Raw genomic sequence first — 20,710 nt, forward strand, 5'->3', positions numbered from 1 at the left:
GGCCGATATTGGGCCGTAAGGCAAAAAGTCAGACGTGCAGCAAAAGATGTTCGCGTTCCCATGGCGATATCACCTTCATGAATTCATCAAACTCCAGCTCCTTGATCTCAGAGTACACCGTGATGAACTCCTTGCCCAGGACGTCGTGCAGGTCCGACTCCTTGCGCAACCAGTCCAGTGCCTCCCCCAGACTGCGTGGCAGTGCGTAGGCCGTGAGATAAGCATCGCCCTTCATCTCGGGTTTCGGTTTGATCTTGTTCTTGATACCGAGGTAGCCACAAGCCAGCGTCATGGCCATCGCAACGTACGGGTTGGCGTCGGCACCGATCACCCGGTTTTCAACACGGCGCGCGGCGGGAGATGAAATGGGTGAACGAATGCCCACGGTGCGGTTGTCATAGCCCCATTCGATATTGATAGGTGCTGCGGTGTTGCGTGACAAACGGCGGTAGCTGTTCACATACGGTGCAACCAACACCATTGCGGCAGGGATGTAACGCTGCAAGCCGCCGATGTAATGCATGAACATCTCGGATGGCGTGCCGTCTTCGTTGCTGAACACGTTTTTTCCGGTTGCCACATCCAACAAGCTCTGGTGCACATGCATCGCGCTGCCCGGCTCGCTCGCAATCGGTTTGGCCATGAAGGTGGCGTACATGTCGTGGCGCAGCGCGGCTTCGCGCACCGTGCGCTTGAAGAAGAACACTTCATCGGCAAGCCCCAGCGGCTCGGCATGGAAGAAGTTGATCTCCATCTGGCCGGCACCGACTTCGTGAATCAGCGTGTCGACGTTCAGCTCCATCTTGTCGCTGTAGTCGTAGATTTCTTCGAACAAGGGATCGAATTCGTTCACCGCGTCAATGCTGTATGCCTGGCGCGAAGTCTCGGCGCGGCCGCTGCGACCAATCGGCGGACGCAATAGCGTGTTGGGATCGGTGTTGCGGGCAGTCAAGTAGAACTCCAGCTCTGGCGCCACGATAGGCTGCAAGCCCTCTGCAGCAAACAGGTCACACACCTTGCGTAAAACACTGCGCGGCGCAAACGGCACCAGCTTGCCTTCATGGTCGAAGCAGTCATGAATCACCTGCGCGGTGGGATCGACCGCCCAGGGCACGATGCGCACTGTAGATGGATCCGGCCGCAACTGCATGTCCTTGTCAGTGGGGTCAATCACGTCGTAATACGGGCCGCTCTCGGGGAACTCCCCCGTCACACCCATCGCCACGACAGCCTGTGGCAAACGCATGCCGCGGTCTTCGGTGAACTTGGCGCGGGGCAGGATTTTCCCGCGCGCCACACCGGTCAAATCAGGTACCAGGCACTCCACCTCGGTCACACGACGTGCGTTGAGCCATTGCTCCAGGTCATTGAAATTCATGGTCTTGCGTTCACTCATTGCTCTCTCCTGGCTGCTTCTCTGCAGCAGATTTGATTATCTTGCCCACATCTGTAAGCGCATTCTCCACCGTGCAGGCGAGTCAGTCTCAGAGTGCATATTTTCGGTGGTGTACGCTTCTGCCCTCCCCCCGCACCTGGTTACGCACTCTTTCACCGATGACTTCTCCCTCGTTGCAACGACTCAAAGCCTACGGCTGTCTCGCGTTGAGCATGTCCCTGGTCGGCAGCTATGTCGCACTGTCCAAACCCTTGGTCGCAGCGCTGCCGGTGCTGCTGTTGGCCTGGCTGCGCTTTGGCATTGGCGGCGCGGCGATGCTGCATTGGTTGAGGAAACCAGCCAATGAGCCGCCGATGAGCAGTGCCACCAAACGACTGGTGTTTCTGGAGTCGCTGCTGGGCAACTTTCTGTTTTCTATCTGCATGTTGTACGGCGTCAGCATGACCAGCGCCGTGTCGGCGGGCGTCATCATGGCAACCATCCCCGCAGTGGTTGCGCTGCTGAGTTGGGTGTTCCTGCGCGAGCGCATTACGCTGCGCGTGGCCTGCGCTATCGTCTTCGGTGCTTTAGGCATCGCGATACTGGCGCTATCAAAAGGTGAGCTGCCTACGCAATCCGCAAGCGCTCTAGAGGCCGATTTGGCATCCAATCACCAGTGGCTTGGCAATGCACTGGTGTTCGCCGCGGTGATCTGTGAAGCCGCCTATGCAGTGATCGGAAAGAAGCTGACCGACGCCTTGTCGCCTAAACGCATCACCGCGCTGATCAACCTGTGGGGCTTCGTGCTGATGACACCGTTTGGGCTGTATGCGGCCTGGTCCTTCAACTTCGCCAGCGTAGGCGTGGGCTCCTGGACGCTGCTGGTGTTCTATGCGCTGGCGGCCAGCGTCTGGACAGTTTGGCTTTGGATGACCGGTCTGAAGACGGTACCCGCCACGCAGGCCGGCGTTTTCACGGTGATGCTGCCGGTGGCCGCCGCATTGGTCGGCGTACTGGTGCTCGGCGAAAGTTTGAGCGCGATGCAATTGCTGGCGTTTGGGTTGGCGCTGGTGGGCGTAGTACTGGCGACACTGCCCCAGAAAACTACACGAGTGCAGTAGTGCTCACCACGATGCCGTCCGCATCGGCATAGAGCCAATCACCCGGGGCAATGCGTACGCCTTGAACCTTCACCACGACGTTGGCTTGTCCCTGGTTGCGTTTCTCGGTAGGTAGTGGCATGGATGCCAAAGCGCGAATGCCGACACCCTGTGCCTCAAGCTCCTCAACATCGCGCACGCAGCCGTCAATCACCACACCGGCCCAGCCATTGCGCGCAGCGGCGGCCCCGAGATTGCCGCCCAGCAGAGCGCGGCGCAGCGAACCGCCGCCATCCACGACCAGCACCTTGCCGACTTTTCCATTGGGCGTATCGACGGTTCCGGGTGCGTCCACTGCGGCTTTCACGAGCGAGTTGTCTTCAAAACACTTCACCGTTTCTACTGGGCCACAGAACTTTTTCACTTGGCCAAAATCCAGAAACACAGGTGGCAGCACCCGAAAATTGCCAGTGACATCGCCCTTGTGGGCGTCGCACAGATCACAGGTGGCGAATGGCTTTGAGAGGGAGATTGGCATGGTGAAACTCGCTTTTTTGCAAACAAGCATGCATTCTCCAATGAAAAAAACAACATTCCCCAGTGAAAAAAGTAGTTTCCCGCTTGGAAAGCTGCTTTTTCTCCAGTAGCATCCGCCTTACCAGCGAAGAAGCAGTTTTTCTGCTGGTGATTAATCAACTTCTAGAAGGACAATCAATCATGGCAACTGCAAAAAAACCGGCTGCAAAAAAAGCCGCTCCCGCGAAGAAAGTAGCAGCAAAGAAAGCTGCTCCAGCTAAGAAGGCCGCTCCAGCTAAGAAAGTAGCTGCGAAGAAGGCTCCAGCCAAGAAGGCAGCACCTGCGAAGAAGGTAGTCGCTAAAAAGGCTCCTGCGAAGAAGGTAGCCGCCAAGAAGGCTCCTGCCAAGAAGCGCACCGTCAACGCCGCATTCATGAAGGCTTTGACACCTAGCGCCGCTCTGGCTGCTGTGGTGGGTTCCGCTCCTCTGCCACGTACGGAAGTCGTGAGCAAGCTGTGGGCTTACATCAAGAAGAACAAGCTGCAAGACGCAGTTAACAAGCGCATGATCAACGCTGACGCCAAGCTGAAGGAAATCTTCGGCAAGATGCAAGTGTCGATGTTTGAGATGGCTGGCCTGATCGGCAAGCACCTCAAGTAAAACGCCTGTAGCGTTTGAGCAGAAAAAGGCCGGGCAACCGGCCTTTTTTTTATTGGTAACATCCACGACCTTTGGCTTTAGCTCCCCCGATCCATGCTGCGCTTTGTTCTCACGCGATTGAGCTTGATCATTCCGACCTTTTTCGGCATGACCCTGCTTGCGTTTTTCCTGATCCGGCTGGTACCCGGCGACCCGATTGAAACCCTGGCCGGAGAGCGCGGCATTGACGAAGTGCGCCATGCGCAATTGCTCAAGGAATACGGGCTGGACAAGCCACTGCTGACGCAGTACGGCATCTATATCACCAAGGTCCTACATGGCGACCTGGGCAAGTCCATCATCACGCAGGCCCCAGTCCTGAGTGAATTCAAGACCCTGTTCCCCGCCACCATCGAACTCGCGCTGTGCGCCATCATTTTTGCGCTGCTGATTGGCTTGCCAGCGGGCATCTTGGCGGCAGTCAAGCGAAACTCGTTTCTTGACCATGGCGTCATGGGAGTTTCCTTGACCGGCTATTCCATGCCCATCTTCTGGTGGGGCTTGCTGCTGATTCTGCTGTTCTCGGTACAGCTGGACCTGACACCGGTCTCCGGACGCATCGCGGTGCAGTACTTCATTGAACCGGTGACCGGCTTTCTGCTGATTGATTCACTGCTGTCAGGGGAACAAGGCGCCTTCGCTTCGGCTGCGTTGCATCTGGCTCTGCCGACCGTGGTGCTGGGCACGGTGCCACTGGCAGTGATCGCCCGTATGACACGCTCCGCCATGCTCGAAGTGCTGGGTGAAGACTACATCCGCACCGCCAAAGCCAAGGGCCTGTCCAAACTGCGTGTCGTCGCCGTCCACGCGCTGCGCAATGCGCTGATTCCCGTCGTCACCGTCATCGGCCTGCAAATCGGCGTGCTGTTCACGGGTGCCATCCTGACCGAAACCATTTTTTCCTGGCCGGGCGTAGGCAAATGGCTGATTGAAGCGATCAGCCGACGTGACTACCCCATCTTGCAAGGCGGCATGCTGCTGCTGGGCGGCATCGTGATGGCCGTCAACCTGTTGGTCGATCTGGCCTACGGCATCATCAATCCCCGCATTCGCCACCAGAAATGACCATGACACCCTCTGTGCAAACCGCCACTGCGCCCGCACCGGTGCACCCGCTGCGCGATTTCTGGCGTTATTTTTCAGCCAACAAGGGGGCCGTCGCGGGCCTGCTGATTGTGTTGGGCGTGATGCTGGTCGCTATCTTCGCTGAGGTGATTGCCCCCTACGCGCCTGATCTGACTGACAACAGCGTGTTCCTGGTACCGCCAGCCTGGCAAACCGGTGGCTCAAGCGCACACCTGCTGGGCACCGACGCGATTGGTCGCGACATCCTGTCCCGACTGATATATGGCTCGCGCCTGTCGCTGTCCATCGGCGTCGCGGTGGTCACGATGTCGCTGCTGATTGGCGTCTTCCTCGGCCTGCTGGCGGGCTATTTCCGCGGTGTGTTTGAAACCACCATCATGCGTTTGATGGACATCATCCTGACGCTGCCCAGCCTGCTGCTGGCCATTGTGATCGTTGCGATTCTTGGCCCCGGCATGATCAACGCGATGCTGGCGGTGTCCATCGTCGTGCTGCCGCACTACGTGCGTATTACCCGCGCTGCGGTGATCTCCGAAGTCTCACGCGATTACGTCACCGCAGCCCGTATGGGTGGCGCTGGCCACTGGCGTTTGATGTTCAGCGAAGTGCTGCCCAATTGCACGGCGCCGCTGATCGTGCAGGCATCACTGGGTATTTCCGCCGCCATTCTGGACGCTGCTGCTTTGGGCTTTCTCGGCCTGGGCGCCCAGCCACCGTCACCCGAGTGGGGCACGATGCTGGCCGATGCACGCGAGTTCGTGCTGCGCGCCTGGTGGGTTGTGACCTTCCCCGGTCTGGCCATTCTGATCACGGTACTGGCCTTCAATTTGCTGGGCGATGGCCTGCGCGATGCGCTCGACCCCAAGCTGAAACGCTAACGCAAAACGACACGCACTATGGCATTGCTAGAAATTGAAAATCTGTCGGTGGAATTTCCATCGCACAACGGCACGATGCACGCCGTGGACGGTGTCAGCCTGTCGCTGAACACGGGAGAAGTGTTGGGCATCGTCGGTGAGTCCGGCTCGGGTAAAAGCGTCACGATGATGGCGTTGATGGGCCTGGTGGCTTACCCCGGCCGCGTGCGCGCCGACAAGCTGCGCTTCGATGGCCACGACCTGCTGGGCCTGTCCGAACGTGATCGCAGAAAGCTGATCGGCAAAGACCTGTCGATGATCTTCCAGGACCCAACCACCAGCTTGAACCCCTGCTTTACGGTGGGCTACCAGCTGGCCGAAACACTGAAGATGCACTTGGGGCTAGACAAGAAGGCTGCCCGCAAGCGCTCCATCGAACTGCTGGAACAAGTAGGCATTCCCGCTCCCGAAAGCCGTCTCGACGTCTATCCGCACCAGCTGTCTGGCGGCATGAGCCAGCGCGTGATGATTGCGATGGCGATTGCCTGCGACCCCAAGCTGCTGATCGCTGATGAGCCCACTACCGCGCTGGACGTCACCATCCAGGCGCAAATTCTGGACCTGCTGCGTAGCCTGCAAAAGGACCGCGGTATGGCGCTGGTGCTGATCACGCACAACATGGGCGTGGTGCAAGAGATGGCACAGAACGTCGCCGTGATGTACGCCGGCCAGGTGATGGAGCAACGTCCCGCCAACCGCCTGTTCGCCGCGCCCTTCCATCCCTATACCGAAGCGCTGATGGCGGCGATGCCGGAGCGCAACGATGGCACGTCGCGTCTGGCCACGATTCCTGGCATGGTGCCCGGTTTGTACGACCGCCCCACGGGTTGCCTGTTCGCACCCCGCTGCGCCTATGCCGTTGAAACAGCCTGCAATAAGCGCCCAGCGCTCGTAGCGGGTGACGACGGTGCCGTGCGATGCCACTTCCCGCTGAACCACAAAGCCCAATCCGTCCCGACTGCGGGAGTAACGGCATGAACACCACCACTGATAAACAGGCCGCCAACACCACGGTCGTTCGCGCAGACAACCTCAAGCAGGTCTACACGATCCGCAAGGGCTTTCTGAGCAAGCCCGATCATTTGCAGGCCGTCAGCGGCGTGTCGTTTGAAGTCCAAAGTGGCAAGACGCTGGCTATCGTCGGTGAATCCGGTTGCGGCAAGTCCACGCTGGCGCGCATGGTCTCGCTGATCGAGAGCCCCACTGGTGGCAGTCTGCAATTGGCCGGCATTGACGTCGTGACCGCAACCGCCGAGCAAAAGCGCGAGCTGCGCCAAAAGGTGCAACTGGTGTTCCAGAACCCCTACGGCTCGCTGAACCCGCGCAAACGCATCGGCCAGATTCTGGAAGCCCCGCTGGAAATCAACACCGACCTGACCAAGGAACAACGCGCCGAGAAAGCCCGCGCCATTCTGGCCAAGGTCGGCCTGCGCCCCGAGCATTACGACCGCTACCCACACATGTTCTCCGGCGGTCAGCGCCAACGCATTGCGATCGCGCGCACCCTGATGCTGAACCCAGCGCTGGTGGTGGCAGATGAACCGGTATCCGCATTGGACGTCTCCATTCAGGCGCAAGTGCTGAACCTGCTGGACGACTTGCAACGCGACATGGGCTTGGCCTATCTGTTCATCTCGCACGACCTGGGCGTCGTGCGGCATATCGCCCACGACGTGTTGGTGATGTACCTCGGCAATACGATGGAGCATGGCGACAAGAAGACCATCTTTGCCCAGCCCTTGCACCCCTATACCCAGGCGCTGCTGGCCTCCACACCCGGCTTGTCCGGCCACGGCGCCAGCAAACGCATCGTGCTCAAGGGTGAGCTGCCCTCCCCGCTCAATCCACCCAAGGGCTGCGTGTTTTCGACCCGCTGCCCGCATGCGGTGGCGCGCTGCCACCAGGAGCGTCCGAAGCTGGAAGAACTAGCCGGCCGCAAGGTGGCCTGCTTTGAAGCCGCACGATTGGCCGGGATTTCCTGAGGCCATTCGCAAAAATCCCACGCGGTCTCGCGTACCATTCCATTTTTTCAGGAGTTCACCCATGACCCGTTCCCCTGTTTCGAAGCGGTACGCCAAAAGCGCGCCCAAGATCGCGTTGCTCTGTGCGTTGGGCGCATCTGCGCTGATGGCAATGTCTGGCGCATCCGCCAAGACCCTGGTGTACTGCTCGGAAGGCAGTCCGGAGAATTTCTACCCCGGCATCAACACCACCGGCACGTCCTTTGACGTGACAGAGCAGATTTACGACAACATCGTGCAGTTCGAGCGCGGCGGCACCAAGGTGAACCCCGCATTGGCCGAAAAATGGGATATCTCCAAAGACGGTCTGGAATACACTTTTTACCTGCGCAAGGGCGTGAAGTGGCAGTCCAGCAAGACATTCACGCCAACACGTGATTTCAACGCCGATGACGTGATGTTCATGATCGAGCGCCAGTGGAAAGAGTCTGAGCCCTACTACAAGGTCACCAGCACCAACCACTCTTACTTCAACGACATGGGCTTGGCCAAGCTATTGAAGTCGGTTGAAAAAGTCGACGCCTATACCGTCAAATTCACACTGAACCAGCCAGAAGCGCCTTTCCTGGCCAACCTGGCGATGGCCTTTGCCGGCGTGCAGTCCAAGGAATACGCAGATGCCCTGATGAAGGCAGGCACTCCCGAGAAACTGGACCAGGAGCCTATCGGCACCGGCCCATTCTCGTTGTTGCAGTACCAGAAGGACGCCTTGATCCGCTTCAAGGCATTTGACAAGTATTGGGCTGGCAAGGCCAAGATTGACGACCTGATCTTCGCGATCACGCCAGACGCATCAGTGCGCTGGGCCAAGGTGCAAAAAGGCGAATGCCATGTGATGCCCTACCCCAACCCGGCCGACCTGGACACCATGCGCAAGGACGCCAAGGTCACCGTGATGGAACAGCCCGGCCTGAACATCGGCTACCTGGCCTACAACACGACCAAGAAACCGTTTGACGATGTGCGCGTGCGCAAGGCACTGAACATGGCCATCGACAAGAAGGCCATGGTGGCAGCGGTCTACCTGAGCACGGGCGTGGCGGCTACCAACCCAATCCCGCCCGGCCAATGGTCTTACAACAAGTCCATCAAGGACGATGCCTTCAACCCGGCCGAAGCCAAGAAGTTGTTGGCTGCCGCGGGCTACAAGGATGGTTTCACCACCGACCTGTGGGCCATGCCGATCAGCCGCCCCTACAACCCGAACGCCAAGCGCATTGCCGAGCTGATGCAAGCCGACCTCGCCAAGATCGGTGTCAAGGCAGAAATCAAGAGCTTTGAATGGGGCGAGTACCGCAAGCGCATGCAGAACGGTGAACACCAGATGGGCATGATGGGCTGGACCGGCGACAACGGAGATCCGGACAACTTCCTGAATTCCCTGCTGGGCTGTGCCTCTGCCAAGAGCAATGGCTCCAACGTCGCCAAGTTTTGTTACCAACCTTTCGAAGACCTGATCCTGAAAGCCAAGGTGGTATCCAACCCGGCAGAGCGCACCAAGCTGTACGAAAAGGCCCAAGTCATTTTCAAGGAACAAGCCCCCTGGTTCACAATGGCCCACGCAGTGCAACTCGCACCTGTGCGCAAGGAAGTCATTGACTACAAGCTCAGCCCCTTCGGTCGCCACACCTTTTACGGTGTAGACATCAAATAAGACCGGATTTTGTGTACAAAGGCCGGTTGCTACCGGCCTTTTTTTCGATATGTCCTCCAATTTTTCTATGACACAACAATCTTCCCTGATTCAAATTTCGCAACGTGTTTGCGCGCTGGCACTGCTGGCTTCTCTGGCAGCGTGTGGCGGCGGAGGTGGTGGCGACTCTTCATCCGGCGGCAGCACCACGCCCAAGCCAAATCCCATCGTCACAGCGCCTACGCTGAATTGCAGCGCTGACGGCATCGCTGCATCCACTGCCAGCACCGCGACAGTCACCGTCTGTATGTTGACCAGCGATGGTGAAATCGTGGTCGCGCTGGACCCTGCAAAGGCACCGAAAACTGTCGAAAATTTCCAACAATATGTTAAAGATGGTTTCTATAGCAACACGATTTTCCACCGTGTAGTGCCAGGCTTCGTAGTGCAGGGCGGTGGCTATGTCACAGGCTATATCGCAAAAACCGGCACGCGTGCCGCAATTGCACTGGAAAGCCAAAACGGCCTGTCCAACCTGCGTGGAACGATCGCCATGGCCCGTACCAGCGATCCCGTGTCGGCCACCAGCCAGTTCTATTTCAATACCGTGGACAACCTGAACCTGGACTACAGCAGCGCCACCAGCCCTGGCTATGCGGTCTTTGGCAAGGTGATTTCGGGATCCGCAACGATCGACAAGATCAATGCAGAAATCCAGTTGTACACAGGTTCTGAGGCTCCCGCTACCGAAGTGCTGTTGTACTGGGCCAAGCAGCTCAAGCCAGCGCCTTAATCAGGTCTTTTCTACCGCGCAACTTTGCGCTGTAGCAAATCCCACTTGTTGCCGCACAGGTCGCGAAATACCGCGACTGTTCCGTAGGCTTCATGGCGTGGTGCTTCTTCAAAGTACACACCATGAGCCTGCATATGCGCATGGTCAGCTTCGAAGTCATCCGTTTGCAAAAACAGAAAGACACGGCCACCCGTCTGGTCACCAATCCGCGCGATTTGCTCCACACCACTGGCTTGCGCCAACAAGAGACCAACGCCCGTTGCATTGCGTGGCGCCACGACGACCCAGCGCTTGCCAGGGCCAAGCAGCGTGTCTTCCTTCAATTCAAAACGCATGGCGTCGACGAAAAAACGAATCGCTTCGTCGTAGTCGCGCACCAGCAAAGACACGAGAGGAATCGATTGGCTCATGGGGTTTTCGCCTTCAGCGCGGCTTGGGTAATGGATGACAAACTGCCGCGCGTAGTGATCAGCTCAGGGTTCAGCTGCACCTCAATCAGCGTACCTTGCGGCCGCGCCAATGCGGCCAATAGTTCGACCTCAAACATGGTGCTATCGCGAATCTGTACCGCCACATAACCGTAGGCGCGGGCCAGTGCGCAGAAGTCCGGGTTTTGCAAAGCTGTGCCCGCCACATGCTGCGGATACTCGCGCTCCTGGTGCATGCGTATCGTGCCGTACATGCCGTTGTTCAAAAGCAGGATGATGGTTTTGGCGCCGTGCTGTACGGCAGTGGCCAGCTCCTGACCATTCATCAGAAAGTCACCATCGCCTGCGATTGTGAACGCTAAGCGCCCTGTAGTGATGGCTGCCGCAATGCCTGCGGGTACGCCATAGCCCATTGCGCCATTGGTAGGCGCCAGTTGGATCTTGTGGCCCTTGGCGAGGCCGCTGTAGCGAAAGTAGCGGTGCAACCAGCTGGCGAAGTTGCCGGCGCCATTGGTCAGCGCCGCATCTGCAGGCAAATGTTTTTGCAATGTGGCAATCACACGCGGCATGTCGACCAACCCGTCTGGCGAATCCGCTGGCAAATCGGCGATCGCGCTGGGGCGCAAATGAGCCACGTAGTCGGCATTGCACTCCTGCGTCCAATTAACCCATGGCAGATCAATAGGTGCCGTCAACACCTCTAAAGAACGCGCCGCGGCTGCCATAGACGCATGGATCGCGAGATCGGCCTGGTAGACCCGGCCCAGCTCTTCCGCGCTGGCGTGGATATGCACCAGGGTCTGGTGGGCCTTGGGGGCCTGTAGCAGCGTATAGCCGCCCGTTGTCATCTCGCCCAGCCGTGGCCCAATCGCCAAAATCAAGTCGCTGTCTTTCACATGCTTGGCAAGCGCCGGGCTGATGCCTATGCCCACATCACCCGCGTACTGCGCGTGGTGGTTGTCAAATGTGTCCTGAAAGCGGAACGCATTGGTCACGGGCAGACGCCAGTTCTCGGCAAAGCGCTGCAAGGCCTGAGCGGCCTGCACCGTCCAACCACCACCGCCTGCAATGACCAGCGGTCGCTCTGCTTTTAATAGCAGCTCACGCAATCTGCGCAAGGCTCCCGGGTCACTCCATGCTTCAATCGGCTCTACGCGCGGCAATGGTTGCAAATCCGGAGCTACCTTTTGCGTCAACATGTCTTCCGGCAACACCAGCACCACCGGGCCGGGTCGGCCATTCATCGCGGTGGCGAAAGCACGCGCCACGTATTCCGGAATGCGACGCGCATCATCAATACGCTCCACGCGCTTCGCCATACCACCCGTGCTGGGGCCAAACATCACGCGGTAGTCCAACTCTTGAAACGCCTCGCGGTCGCGCGTGTCGCTGGCCACATCGCCGACGAACAGCACCATCGGTGTGGAATCCTGAAATGCCGTGTGCAAGCCAATGCTGGCGTTGGTGGCGCCCGGCCCGCGCGTCACAAAGCAGATGCCGGGGCGCCCGGTCAGCTTGCCGTGTGCTTCGGCCATGAAGGCGGCGCCGCCCTCTTGCCGGTTTGTGATGAAGCGGATGTGGTCGCGATAGCGGTGAAAGCCATCCAGCACAGCAAGATAACTTTCGCCAGGCACCCCAAAGGCGTGGGTCACGCCCTGTTCGACCAGACATTGCACCAGCAAGTGACCGGCGATTTCAGCAGGAATCAGTTCAGACATTCCTGCATTTTGCCCGTCTCTTCAGACCTTCTTGGCGCGGTGGTAGCTGCCAGTGCCTCGGTGCAAAACGCGGTCCTGTGGCAGTACGTCGCCTGGCACGTAGTGCGGCCCATGGTTCAGTCGCTCGTATACCGGCGCAAAGTCAATGCTTTGCAAGGCAAGCAGGTCGTCCAGCTTGTCCAGCACAAAGTAGGTTTCCTGGAAGTCGTCGATGCGGTAGTTGGTCCGCATTACGCGCTCGAGTTCAAACCCGATGCGGTTCGGCGATGCGTCCTGTACTGCGAATTTGCTCTCGGAATACGAAGACGCAATGCCCGCACCGTAGATGCGCGTGCCCTGAGCTTCTTGCACCAAACCGAACTCCACGGTGTACCAATACACGCGAGCCAGCTCCTGCAGTTTGCCAATGCTTTGCGCACGCAGGCCGCCCTCGCCATAGGCCTGGATAAAGTCCGCCATTACCGGGTGCATCAGCATCGGCACATGGCCAAACACGTCATGGAAAACATCGGGCTCTTCCAGATAGTCCAGCTCGTGCGGCTTGCGGATGAAATTGCCGGCAGGAAACCTGCGGTTGGCCAGATGGGTGAAGAACACGTCGTCGGGCACCAGCCCTGGCACGGCAACAATTTCCCAACCCGTGCGCGGTTTGAGCGTTTCGTTCAACGCACAAAAGTCGGGAATCTGGTCTGGGCCCATAGGCAAATCCTGCATGCCCTGCACAAACGCGTCGCAGGCCAGTTCAGGCAGCAGTTGTGTTTGCCGGTCAAACAGCGTGCGCCAGACTTGGTGCTCTTGTTGGCTGTAATTCTTCCAGCCCTGGTCGATGATGTAGTCGTTCATGACGCTTTAGCTTAACGTGCGCGCTGCAAGCACGCTACCCCGGCATTCGCCGAAACCAATGCGGCGCGCACCGGGCGCACTGCAGCTACCGCGCAGAATCACGGTATCGCCATCCTGCAAGAAAGTGCGCGTCTCGCCGTTGCTCAAAGTCAGCGGAACTTTGCCGCCTTGCGTCAGCTCCAACAGGGAACCACCCTGCTCTGGTGCTGGACCTGACAGCGTGCCAGTGCCCAGTAAGTCACCCGTGCGCAGATTGCAGCCATTGACGGTGTGGTGTGTCACCAATTGCGCCAGCGTCCAGTAGGCATCCTGCAGGCCTGAGGTAGACAGGCGCTGACCTGGCGAGCCCGCTTCGCGCATCGCTGCAGTTTGCAACCAGACCTCCAGCGCAACAGCAATAGCGCCGTCGCTGCGGTTCGCGGGCGAATCCAGATACGGCAAAGGTGCAGGGTCACCCTCCGGCCTTGTAAACGCAGCACGGAACGGCGCCAGTGCCTCCATCGTCACCAGCCAAGGGGACACGGTGGTTGCAAAGCTCTTGGATAAAAACGGGCCAAGCGGTTGGTATTCCCAAGCCTGCACATCACGTGCACTCCAGTCATTGAGCAGACTGATGCCAAATATGTGTTCTTCGGCGCGTTCCATATCAATCGCCGTTCCAGCCGCATTGCCTTTGCCCATCCACGCGGCCACTTCCATTTCATAGTCGATACGTTGGCTGGGGCCGAAACTCGGCGCTGAGGCACCGGGCGGCATGGTCTGCCCCAGCGGACGATGAAAGCTTTGCCCGCTTGCGCCCACGCTGGACGCGCGACCGTGGTATCCGATGGGTATCCACTTGTAGTTGGGTAGCAATGGGTTGTCAGGGCGGAACAATTTTCCGACGGTGGTCGCATGGTGAATGCCGGTGTAGAAATCCGTGTAGTCACCGATCTCGCACGGCAAGCCCAACTCCACCGCATTCATGGGCAGCAATGCAGCCTGCCAAACGCCCTGTAATGCGGAGCCAGCTTTCAGGCCTTGCCACAAAGTCACGCGCAACGCCTTGCGCGCTGCGGATGAGGCGGACATCAATGCGTGCATATCAGCATGGTCAATCAAGCCTGCTGCATGCAGATCCAGCACCTGATCACCAATCGCAACACCTATGCGCCAGGGCTCGGTGTTGAGGCGACGGAAGCGACCAAACGGCAGGTTCTGGATTGGGAAATCGGTGTCGGCCGCATGGGCCGAGGCGACCCAGCTTTGTGTGGCCGGATCGTGGGTTTCATCCAGCGCGCGCAGCATCAATGCGAGCCCAGCTCTTTGGCGTGCAGAAAGGACGCGTGGTGCGGTGCGCGTTTGGTCTTGCTCCAGTCTTCCAGCATGTCCCACTTGACCGCGTCCATGCGGGCGATAAGTGCTATTTCTTCCGGGTCCGGACAGGCCAGTTCCAAGCGGTGGCCGTTCGGGTCAAAGAAATAAATCGAGTGAAACATGCCATGGTCGGTCACGCCCAAAACGTCTACGCCTTCCGCTTCCAGGTGAGCCTTGAACTCCAATAGCTCAGCGCGGTCTTTGACGCGGAACGCAATGTGCTGCACCCACTCCGGCGTATTCGGGTCGCGGCCCATCGGCGGTTGGGTTGGCAATTCAAAGAACGCCAGCACATTGCCGTTCCCGGCGTCCATAAAGATGTGCATGTACGGGTCCGGCGCCTTGGTTGAAGGCACGACGTCTTCGGCGATGGCCAGCACGAAGTCCATCTTCAGCATCTTCTGGTACCACAGCACGGTCTCTTTCGCGTCCTTGCAGCGGTAGGCCACATGGTGGATTTTTTCAATCTTCATGGCGCTTCTCCTTCGCTGGGTTTATGCAGTAGCCAACACACCGCGGCGCACCTGGTCGCGTTCAATCGATTCGAACAAAGCCTTGAAATTGCCTTCGCCAAATCCATCGTCTCCCTTGCGTTGAATGAACTCGAAGAACACGGGGCCCAGCAGCGTTGCCGAGAAAATTTGCAGCAACAAGCGGCGTTCACCGCCCTTGGCCACACCGTCCAGCAAAATGCCACGCGACTTCAGCGCTTCCACATCTTCGCCATGATCCGGCAGGCGCTCGGACAGCATTTCGTAGTAGGTCTCGGGTGGCGCCGTCATCAGCGGAATGCCTGCCTGTTTGATCTTGTCCAGTGTGCCGATGAGGTCGTCGGTCAGCATCGCAATGTGCTGAATGCCCTCACCACTGAACTGCATCAAAAACTCTTCGATCTGGCCGCCCTTGCCGCCCGCTTCTTCGTTGAGCGGGATGCGGATCATGCCATCCGGTGCGGTCAGCGCCTTGCTGGTCAGGCCCGTGTATTCGCCCTTGATATCGAAGTAGCGAATCTCGCGGAAGTTGAACAGACGCTCATAGAACGCAGCCCAATAGGCCATGCGACCGCGGTAGACGTTGTGTGTCAGGTGGTCGACGATCTTCAGGCCGTGGCCCACCGGATGGCGATCGACGCCTGGCAGGAATTCAAAGTCGATGTCGTAGATCGACTTGCCTTCTTCAAAGCGGTCAATCAGGTACAGCGGCGCGCCACCAATGCCCTTGATCGCCGGTAGGCGCAGCTCCATCGGGCCCGTCGGAAATTCCACCGGCTGTGCACCCAGCTCCAGCGCGCGGGCATAGGCCTTGTGGGAATCCTTCACACGAAACGCCATCGAGCAAGCCGACGGGCCGTGCTCGGCAGCGAAGTACGCCGCGAAGCTCTTCGGCTCGCGGTTGACGATGAAGTTGATACCGCCCTGACGAAACAGGTCCACATCTTTGGAGCGATGCTTGGCGACACGCGTAAAGCCCATTTGCTCGAGGATGGGCTCGATCAGACCGGGCGTCGGTGACGCAAATTCAACAAACTCAAAACCCATCAACCCCATGGGATTGTCAAAAAGATCCGCCACAGCAATGCTCCTCAAAACCACAATTGAAGTCTCGATTGTGGGCATTTGCGCATGCACAGTGCATGCATATTTCCCCCGAACGCACGCCATTTGTGCATAATTTATGCATGAATCAAGAGAAAAATGATGATTTGCTGCTAGATCGGTTCGATGTGAGCCTGCTGGCTGCATTGCAGCAAGATGCCCATGCGACCCATCAACAACTGGGCGAACAGATCCACCTGTCCGCATCGCAGGTGAGCCGCCGCATCCAGCGCCTTCAGGCCTGCGGCATCATCCGCCGCTACGTTGCGCTGCTGGACCCTGCTTTGGTGGGTTTGGGCGTGCGGGCTGTCACGTATGTGAGTCTGACCCGCCATGGCGGCGATGAAGGCGCTGCGTTTGAGCGTGACATTGCAGCGTTCCCCGAAGTATTGGAGTGTTTCAGTGTGACGGGTGAGTCAGACTACATCCTGCAAATCATGGCGGCCAGCCTGACGGATTTATCAGATTCGGTGTTGAAGCGGCTGACGCGGCTAAAAGGCGTCAGTGCAATTCGCTCCAACATTGTTTTGCAAAGCATCAAGTCCAGCACCGTGCTCCCACTCAAGCACCTGGAACGCAGTGACGGCGCGGCAAGACGCGCCAGACTGAGCGGAGCTTGACACCGGTTGCTATTATTTTTATAGCTGCTCACGCACATCGAAAGCGGTCTACAGCCCTATTTATTGCTTGGAATACTTGGCAAGAATGTCGGTATCGATGTCAATGTACTTCCAGAAGTCACGACCAACGACAGGCCTGCGATACCCCAGGAACCACGGATACGACATGTCCGTCATCACGCGGTGCGCTGTGAACTTGATGGGCATATAAGCGACGGCCAACTTGACCGCCTTGCGCATTACAGCCAAACGCTCGGGACCGTCAGGCAAGCTTTGCTGCTGCAGATACAGGTCGTTGTAGGCTGGCAAGTCAAAGCGCGGCAGGTTCTGCAGACCTTTGGAGGGGCCGTACAGAATCGCAAAACCGCCATCGGCATCGGGGTCGCTGGCGCTATAGGCCAAGGTCCACATCTGCATCTTGCCGGCGCGGGCGGCCTTGAGGTTGTCTGGGAACTTGCGCATCGTGAATTTAATCTTGACGCCCAACGCAGTCATAGACTTGCGCATCGTTTCGGCCAATTCACGGTAGAGGGCTTCATCCATCGTGAAGTAGTCGAGCTGTAGCTGGCTGCCATCCGGCATGTCGCGCCAACCGTCTCCGTCCTTGTCGGTGTAACCGTACATATCCAGCAAAGCCATCGCCTTGGGCAGGTTGTATTCGCTCATCTCGGTCTTCAACAGCGGGTCATAGCCATAGACGGCAGGCTGCACCATGCTTTGCGCCATGGTCGCCTGGTTGCGCCGCGGAATACGGATTTCTTCGTCGGTGTTGTAAGCCAGACCGATGGCACGGCGCAAAGCGATCTTGTCAGGCGTGTAGCCGCCGACCATGGGATCTTCCATATTGAAATAGAAGAGCGTCATGTCTGGCGACGCGGTGCGCTTCATCTTGATGCCGCGCTTGACCAGGTTGGGAGCCAGGTGGTTTCCAGGAATCGCCTCATAGGCGTAGGTCGGTGCCAGACGTTCGTAGAAATCGTGGTCATAGCCGAGGAAGGCCAGCCATCGCGGCTGCTCTTGGTCGATGATGGAAACCTCAACCCGGTCCACCATCGGCAGTCGCTTGCCTTTCATTTGCTCGTAGATGGCCTGTGCCTCCTTATCGTCGGGTGCCGGCTTGGGGTCGTAATACATTTCCCGGAAATTAGGATTGCGCACAAATGTGATCTTGGTGCCGCGTGTCCATTGGTCCAGCTTGAAGGCACCGGTGCCCACCGGGTGCTGCATGATCTTGTCACCGTATTTTTCGACCACTTCCCGAGCGACAACACCGGCAACGCTACCGTCGGCAATTCTGTACATCAGGCGTGGGCGTGTTTCCGCAACCTTGATCTGCAAGGTGTAGCGGTCCAAAGCGCGCAAGCCTTCGACTTCGGTGTCGTAATTGAACTTGCCACCCGGCTTTTCCGCTGGGGTCCGCAATGCGGCCATGCCGATGATGCCGAGCTCCGTCCAATCGCTGAACGCAGGGCTCTTGTTGACTGGGTCATAGAGGCGTTTGAGCGTGTAAACAAAATCGTGCGCAGTGACTTCGCGCTTCTTGCAGTTCTTGCCTTCGCTGTCGCAGAACGCTGCGTCGTCGGCAAAATAAATGCCCTTTTTGATCTTGATCGTGTAGCTCTTGTAGTTGTCTTTGATCTCCGGCATACCGTCGGCCAGTGCCGGGACAATCTGAATCGGCTTTGACAGGTAGTCGTACTTGTAGAGCGACTCGAAGATGTTGTCGGTAATGGTGCGCGAGTAGAGATCGTTGATCTGGGCCCCATCGAAACCGGTTTCAGCAGAACGGAAGGAATAGCGAAACACCTTCTCCACCTTGGGGGCCGGATCGGCCGCCTGACTGGCCTGTGCACCCAGGACCGATAGCGCTACCCCCAACAACAACTTCGCGAATTTCATTTTTACCCTCAGACAAACACTGATGCTTTGCACAAAACTTGCAAGCATAATCCCGCGGCACGCCCTTACGATGGGCGTTTTACCTTAGACACGGTCAAAAATCATGCTTTCCTATATTTTGCGGCGTATTCTGCAAATGGTCCCCACACTTATTGGGGTCATTTTGCTGATCTTCTTCCTGTTCAAATGGTTCGGCGGCGACCCGGCCGACATCATGGCCGGCATGAACGCAACGCCTGCGCAGATCGAGGCCATACGTGTGCAACTCGGCCTGCACCTCCCGGTCTGGGAACAGTTGTGGATTTTCGTCAAACAGATCTTCACGTTCAACTGGGGCACCAGTTGGGTCACCAAGGAAGCAATTTCCTCCATCTTTAACAGCCGACTGCCGGCCACGCTGACCATCATGGTGCCGATACTGGTGCTGGAAGTCGGGCTGGCAATCGTTGCCGGCATGGCCGTAGCGCGCGTGCGCGGCAGTCTGACCGACCGTTCGGTGATGATGATCACCACCATCGCAATGTCGATCAGCTTGCTGGTCTACGTCGTGCTGGGCCAGTATGTGTTTGGTTTTCTGCTGGGCTGGTTCCCGGTGCAGGGATGGAGCAACAGCTACTGGAAAAACCTGGTGACCTACGCACCGCTACCGGTGATGCTCGCAGTGTTCGTCGCGCTGGCCCCGCAAACGCGTTTGTATCGCAGCTTCTTCCTGGATGAACTGGGCCACGACTATGTACGCACTGCGCGCGCCAAGGGCGTGGCAGAGAACACTATTCTGTTCAAGCATGTGCTGCGCAACGCGATGATTCCTATCCTTACCAATATCGCGACGCTCTTGCCCGGCGTGTTTGTCGGCTCGTTCCTGATCGAGAGCTTCTTCTCCATCCCCGGCTTGGGCCGGGAAGTAATTTTGGCGGTGAGCCGCGGTGACTACCCGGTGATCCAGGCATTCACGGTATATCTGGCCGTGCTCACGATGGTGATCAATCTGGTCACCGATGTCATGTACAAATTTGTTGATCCACGGGTGGTGCTGAAATGAGCGCGGTTACTTTGCAAGAAATCCCCCAGTCCCCCGGCGTCTGGGCGTCGGCATGGAAGCGGCTCAAGGCCGACCGTGTTGGCATGGTCTCCTTGGCCGTCACGCTGCTGTTCATTCTGATGGTGCTGCTGGCCTACGCCGGTGTACTGGCCCGCGATTGGCAAAAGGAAGTCGGCACACCGTTTGCGCCACCCCACTTTGTCGGCAAGATCGTGGATGGTTCACAAACCGCAATTGTCGAAGGCGCCAGCGGCCCCAACATCGACATCAGCGACATTGACCCCTTGGCATCTCGCTACAAGGAATGGGATGAAGCGGCCTCCAAGTTGAAGGTGGTCGAAGTCCACAAATCAGACACGCTGGCACTGGGTGGAGACCAGTTGGGACGCGATGTGCTGAGCAAGGCAATCAAGGGCGCACAGGTGTCTATCACCGCCGGCCTTCTGGCGGCGATATTCGCCACCATTCTCGGCACCGTGCTGGGCGCCGTCGGCGGCTATTTCGGTGGGCCCGTAGGCGATTTTCTGGAGTGGGTCTACAACGTCTTCACGTCCATCCCCTACATCCTGCTGCTGTTCGCGCTCGCAGCAGTGCTGAAGTTCGGCCCGCTGGCTGCTACGCTCGGCAACAGCGTCTGGTCCGTGATCATTATTCTGGGCGTGGTCGGATGGACTGGCATCTACCGGTTGGTGCGCGCCGAGTACATCAAACACCGTTCGCGCGAGTATGTACGCGCGGCCGAGGCCATTGGTGCCTCCCATATGTCACGGATGTTTGTGCACATCCTGCCCAATATCAGCCACGTCGTGCTGGTGCAATTGAGCTTGCATGTGGTGAGCTTCATCAAGACTGAAGTGATCCTGTCCTTCCTCGGTTTGGGCGTACCGCTGGAGGTCGTCAGCTGGGGCACGATGCTGAATGAAACGCAAAACGAGCTGGTGCAAGGCAAGTGGTGGCAAATGGCGACAGCGACCGTGTTCATGTCGACCTTTGTGATGGCCTTCGCGCTACTCACTGACGCGCTGCGCGATGCGCTGGACCCCAAGTTGCGCTAATTCAGGACACAATA

Annotated in this window: 20 protein-coding genes; 11 read left to right on the forward strand and 9 right to left on the reverse strand. The window is 58.2% G+C overall.

The window, feature by feature from the left end:
- Positions 1-28: 28 nt before the first annotated feature.
- Positions 29-1,396 carry a glutamine synthetase family protein gene (locus tag AC1DV6_RS18240; protein ID WP_477979966.1) on the reverse strand — a complete coding sequence of 456 codons (1,368 nt, stop codon included), beginning with the start codon at positions 1,394-1,396 and terminating at the stop codon, positions 29-31.
- A 158-nt stretch (positions 1,397-1,554) separates the two neighbouring features.
- On the opposite strand from AC1DV6_RS18240, the gene AC1DV6_RS18245 reads away from it, so the two are divergent.
- Positions 1,555-2,496, forward strand: coding sequence for a DMT family transporter (locus AC1DV6_RS18245; protein WP_477979968.1), 942 nt, complete (start codon positions 1,555-1,557; stop codon positions 2,494-2,496).
- Here the strand turns inward: AC1DV6_RS18245 and rraA are convergent.
- Positions 2,480-3,013 (reverse strand): ribonuclease E activity regulator RraA, encoded by a 534-nt coding sequence (gene rraA, locus AC1DV6_RS18250; RefSeq protein ID WP_477979970.1) that lies wholly within the window; start codon positions 3,011-3,013, stop codon positions 2,480-2,482. The two genes, AC1DV6_RS18245 and rraA, sit on opposite strands and share 17 nt — an antisense overlap.
- Positions 3,014-3,192: 179 nt before the next feature.
- Between rraA and AC1DV6_RS18255 the strand changes: the two genes are divergently transcribed.
- The 7 genes from AC1DV6_RS18255 to AC1DV6_RS18285 all read left to right on the forward strand — a co-directional run bounded on the left by AC1DV6_RS18255 (position 3,193) and on the right by AC1DV6_RS18285 (position 10,140).
- Entirely contained in the window at positions 3,193-3,651 is a 459-nt protein-coding gene (locus AC1DV6_RS18255; RefSeq protein WP_477979972.1) for an SWIB/MDM2 domain-containing protein, read from the forward strand.
- A gap of 93 nt (positions 3,652-3,744) precedes the next feature.
- Positions 3,745-4,755, forward strand: a complete 1,011-nt coding sequence (locus tag AC1DV6_RS18260; protein ID WP_477979974.1) for an ABC transporter permease subunit — start codon at positions 3,745-3,747, stop codon at positions 4,753-4,755.
- 2 nt (positions 4,756-4,757) lie between these two features.
- Positions 4,758-5,654: an ABC transporter permease subunit gene (locus AC1DV6_RS18265; RefSeq protein WP_477979976.1), complete on the forward strand. Its 897-nt coding sequence runs from the start codon at positions 4,758-4,760 to the stop codon at positions 5,652-5,654.
- Between the two features lie 18 nt (positions 5,655-5,672).
- Positions 5,673-6,671 (forward strand): ABC transporter ATP-binding protein, encoded by a 999-nt coding sequence (locus AC1DV6_RS18270; protein ID WP_477979978.1) that lies wholly within the window; start codon positions 5,673-5,675, stop codon positions 6,669-6,671.
- Complete coding sequence (locus AC1DV6_RS18275) at positions 6,668-7,675, forward strand: peptide ABC transporter ATP-binding protein (protein WP_477979980.1); 1,008 nt, start codon at positions 6,668-6,670, stop codon at positions 7,673-7,675. The genes AC1DV6_RS18270 and AC1DV6_RS18275 overlap by 4 nt, the downstream gene beginning before the upstream one ends.
- Before the next feature lie 61 nt (positions 7,676-7,736).
- On the forward strand, positions 7,737-9,368 hold the full coding sequence (locus AC1DV6_RS18280; protein WP_477979982.1) for an ABC transporter substrate-binding protein: 1,632 nt from the start codon (positions 7,737-7,739) through the stop codon (positions 9,366-9,368).
- 67 nt (positions 9,369-9,435) lie between these two features.
- The gene (locus AC1DV6_RS18285) at positions 9,436-10,140 is read left to right on the forward strand and encodes a peptidylprolyl isomerase (RefSeq protein ID WP_477979984.1); all 705 of its coding nucleotides are present in this window, start codon (positions 9,436-9,438) and stop codon (positions 10,138-10,140) included.
- An 11-nt stretch (positions 10,141-10,151) separates the two neighbouring features.
- On the opposite strand, the gene AC1DV6_RS18290 is transcribed toward AC1DV6_RS18285, so the two are convergent.
- The 6 genes from AC1DV6_RS18290 to hppD are packed head-to-tail and all read right to left on the reverse strand — an operon-like array spanning position 10,152 to position 16,056.
- Positions 10,152-10,550, reverse strand: a complete 399-nt coding sequence (locus AC1DV6_RS18290) for a VOC family protein (RefSeq protein ID WP_477979986.1) — start codon at positions 10,548-10,550, stop codon at positions 10,152-10,154.
- Complete coding sequence (locus AC1DV6_RS18295; protein WP_477979988.1) at positions 10,547-12,286, reverse strand: thiamine pyrophosphate-binding protein; 1,740 nt, start codon at positions 12,284-12,286, stop codon at positions 10,547-10,549. The genes AC1DV6_RS18290 and AC1DV6_RS18295 overlap by 4 nt, the downstream gene beginning before the upstream one ends.
- A 21-nt stretch (positions 12,287-12,307) precedes the next feature.
- On the reverse strand, positions 12,308-13,129 hold the full coding sequence (gene phhA, locus AC1DV6_RS18300; protein ID WP_477979989.1) for a phenylalanine 4-monooxygenase: 822 nt from the start codon (positions 13,127-13,129) through the stop codon (positions 12,308-12,310).
- A 6-nt stretch (positions 13,130-13,135) separates the two neighbouring features.
- Positions 13,136-14,416, reverse strand: a complete 1,281-nt coding sequence (gene fahA, locus AC1DV6_RS18305; protein WP_477979991.1) for a fumarylacetoacetase — start codon at positions 14,414-14,416, stop codon at positions 13,136-13,138.
- On the reverse strand, positions 14,416-14,958 hold the full coding sequence (locus AC1DV6_RS18310) for a VOC family protein (RefSeq protein ID WP_477979993.1): 543 nt from the start codon (positions 14,956-14,958) through the stop codon (positions 14,416-14,418). The genes fahA and AC1DV6_RS18310 overlap by 1 nt, the downstream gene beginning before the upstream one ends.
- A 21-nt stretch (positions 14,959-14,979) precedes the next feature.
- Positions 14,980-16,056 carry a 4-hydroxyphenylpyruvate dioxygenase gene (gene hppD / locus AC1DV6_RS18315; protein ID WP_477979995.1) on the reverse strand — a complete coding sequence of 359 codons (1,077 nt, stop codon included), beginning with the start codon at positions 16,054-16,056 and terminating at the stop codon, positions 14,980-14,982.
- A gap of 107 nt (positions 16,057-16,163) precedes the next feature.
- Here hppD and AC1DV6_RS18320 point away from each other — a divergent pair, with 107 nt between their 5' ends.
- A complete protein-coding gene (locus AC1DV6_RS18320; protein ID WP_477979997.1) occupies positions 16,164-16,700 on the forward strand; it encodes an Lrp/AsnC family transcriptional regulator in 537 nt (178 codons plus the stop codon).
- A 60-nt stretch (positions 16,701-16,760) separates the two neighbouring features.
- On the opposite strand, the gene AC1DV6_RS18325 is transcribed toward AC1DV6_RS18320, so the two are convergent.
- A complete protein-coding gene (locus AC1DV6_RS18325) occupies positions 16,761-18,599 on the reverse strand; it encodes an ABC transporter substrate-binding protein (protein ID WP_477979999.1) in 1,839 nt (612 codons plus the stop codon).
- Positions 18,600-18,702: 103 nt separating this feature from the next.
- On the opposite strand from AC1DV6_RS18325, the gene AC1DV6_RS18330 reads away from it, so the two are divergent.
- Both AC1DV6_RS18330 and AC1DV6_RS18335 read left to right on the forward strand, forming a co-directional pair.
- Positions 18,703-19,641 (forward strand): ABC transporter permease, encoded by a 939-nt coding sequence (locus tag AC1DV6_RS18330; RefSeq protein ID WP_477980001.1) that lies wholly within the window; start codon positions 18,703-18,705, stop codon positions 19,639-19,641.
- Complete coding sequence (locus AC1DV6_RS18335; protein WP_477980003.1) at positions 19,638-20,696, forward strand: ABC transporter permease; 1,059 nt, start codon at positions 19,638-19,640, stop codon at positions 20,694-20,696. The genes AC1DV6_RS18330 and AC1DV6_RS18335 overlap by 4 nt, the downstream gene beginning before the upstream one ends.
- Positions 20,697-20,710 lie beyond the last annotated feature (14 nt).

It is taken from the genome of Rhodoferax sp. P2_H8_2 (assembly GCF_056403235.1).

Excerpts from the sequence above, each read along its gene's own strand:
- AC1DV6_RS18290 (WP_477979986.1), bottom strand. The coding sequence starts at position 10,550 with ATGAGCCAATCGATTCCTCTCGTGTCTTTGCTGGTGCGCGACTACGAC.
- phhA (WP_477979989.1), bottom strand. The coding sequence starts at position 13,129 with ATGAACGACTACATCATCGACCAGGGCTGGAAGAATTACAGCCAACAA.
- AC1DV6_RS18285 (WP_477979984.1), top strand. The coding sequence starts at position 9,436 with ATGACACAACAATCTTCCCTGATTCAAATTTCGCAACGTGTTTGCGCG.
- AC1DV6_RS18295 (WP_477979988.1), bottom strand. The coding sequence starts at position 12,286 with ATGTCTGAACTGATTCCTGCTGAAATCGCCGGTCACTTGCTGGTGCAA.
- AC1DV6_RS18310 (WP_477979993.1), bottom strand. The coding sequence starts at position 14,958 with ATGAAGATTGAAAAAATCCACCATGTGGCCTACCGCTGCAAGGACGCG.
- AC1DV6_RS18240 (WP_477979966.1), bottom strand. The coding sequence starts at position 1,396 with ATGAGTGAACGCAAGACCATGAATTTCAATGACCTGGAGCAATGGCTC.
- AC1DV6_RS18245 (WP_477979968.1), top strand. The coding sequence starts at position 1,555 with ATGACTTCTCCCTCGTTGCAACGACTCAAAGCCTACGGCTGTCTCGCG.
- AC1DV6_RS18255 (WP_477979972.1), top strand. The coding sequence starts at position 3,193 with ATGGCAACTGCAAAAAAACCGGCTGCAAAAAAAGCCGCTCCCGCGAAG.
- AC1DV6_RS18270 (WP_477979978.1), top strand. The coding sequence starts at position 5,673 with ATGGCATTGCTAGAAATTGAAAATCTGTCGGTGGAATTTCCATCGCAC.
- AC1DV6_RS18335 (WP_477980003.1), top strand. The coding sequence starts at position 19,638 with ATGAGCGCGGTTACTTTGCAAGAAATCCCCCAGTCCCCCGGCGTCTGG.
- AC1DV6_RS18330 (WP_477980001.1), top strand. The coding sequence starts at position 18,703 with ATGCTTTCCTATATTTTGCGGCGTATTCTGCAAATGGTCCCCACACTT.
- AC1DV6_RS18275 (WP_477979980.1), top strand. The coding sequence starts at position 6,668 with ATGAACACCACCACTGATAAACAGGCCGCCAACACCACGGTCGTTCGC.
- fahA (WP_477979991.1), bottom strand. The coding sequence starts at position 14,416 with ATGCTGCGCGCGCTGGATGAAACCCACGATCCGGCCACACAAAGCTGG.
- rraA (WP_477979970.1), bottom strand. The coding sequence starts at position 3,013 with ATGCCAATCTCCCTCTCAAAGCCATTCGCCACCTGTGATCTGTGCGAC.
- AC1DV6_RS18265 (WP_477979976.1), top strand. The coding sequence starts at position 4,758 with ATGACACCCTCTGTGCAAACCGCCACTGCGCCCGCACCGGTGCACCCG.
- AC1DV6_RS18320 (WP_477979997.1), top strand. The coding sequence starts at position 16,164 with ATGAATCAAGAGAAAAATGATGATTTGCTGCTAGATCGGTTCGATGTG.
- AC1DV6_RS18325 (WP_477979999.1), bottom strand. The coding sequence starts at position 18,599 with ATGAAATTCGCGAAGTTGTTGTTGGGGGTAGCGCTATCGGTCCTGGGT.
- AC1DV6_RS18260 (WP_477979974.1), top strand. The coding sequence starts at position 3,745 with ATGCTGCGCTTTGTTCTCACGCGATTGAGCTTGATCATTCCGACCTTT.
- AC1DV6_RS18280 (WP_477979982.1), top strand. The coding sequence starts at position 7,737 with ATGACCCGTTCCCCTGTTTCGAAGCGGTACGCCAAAAGCGCGCCCAAG.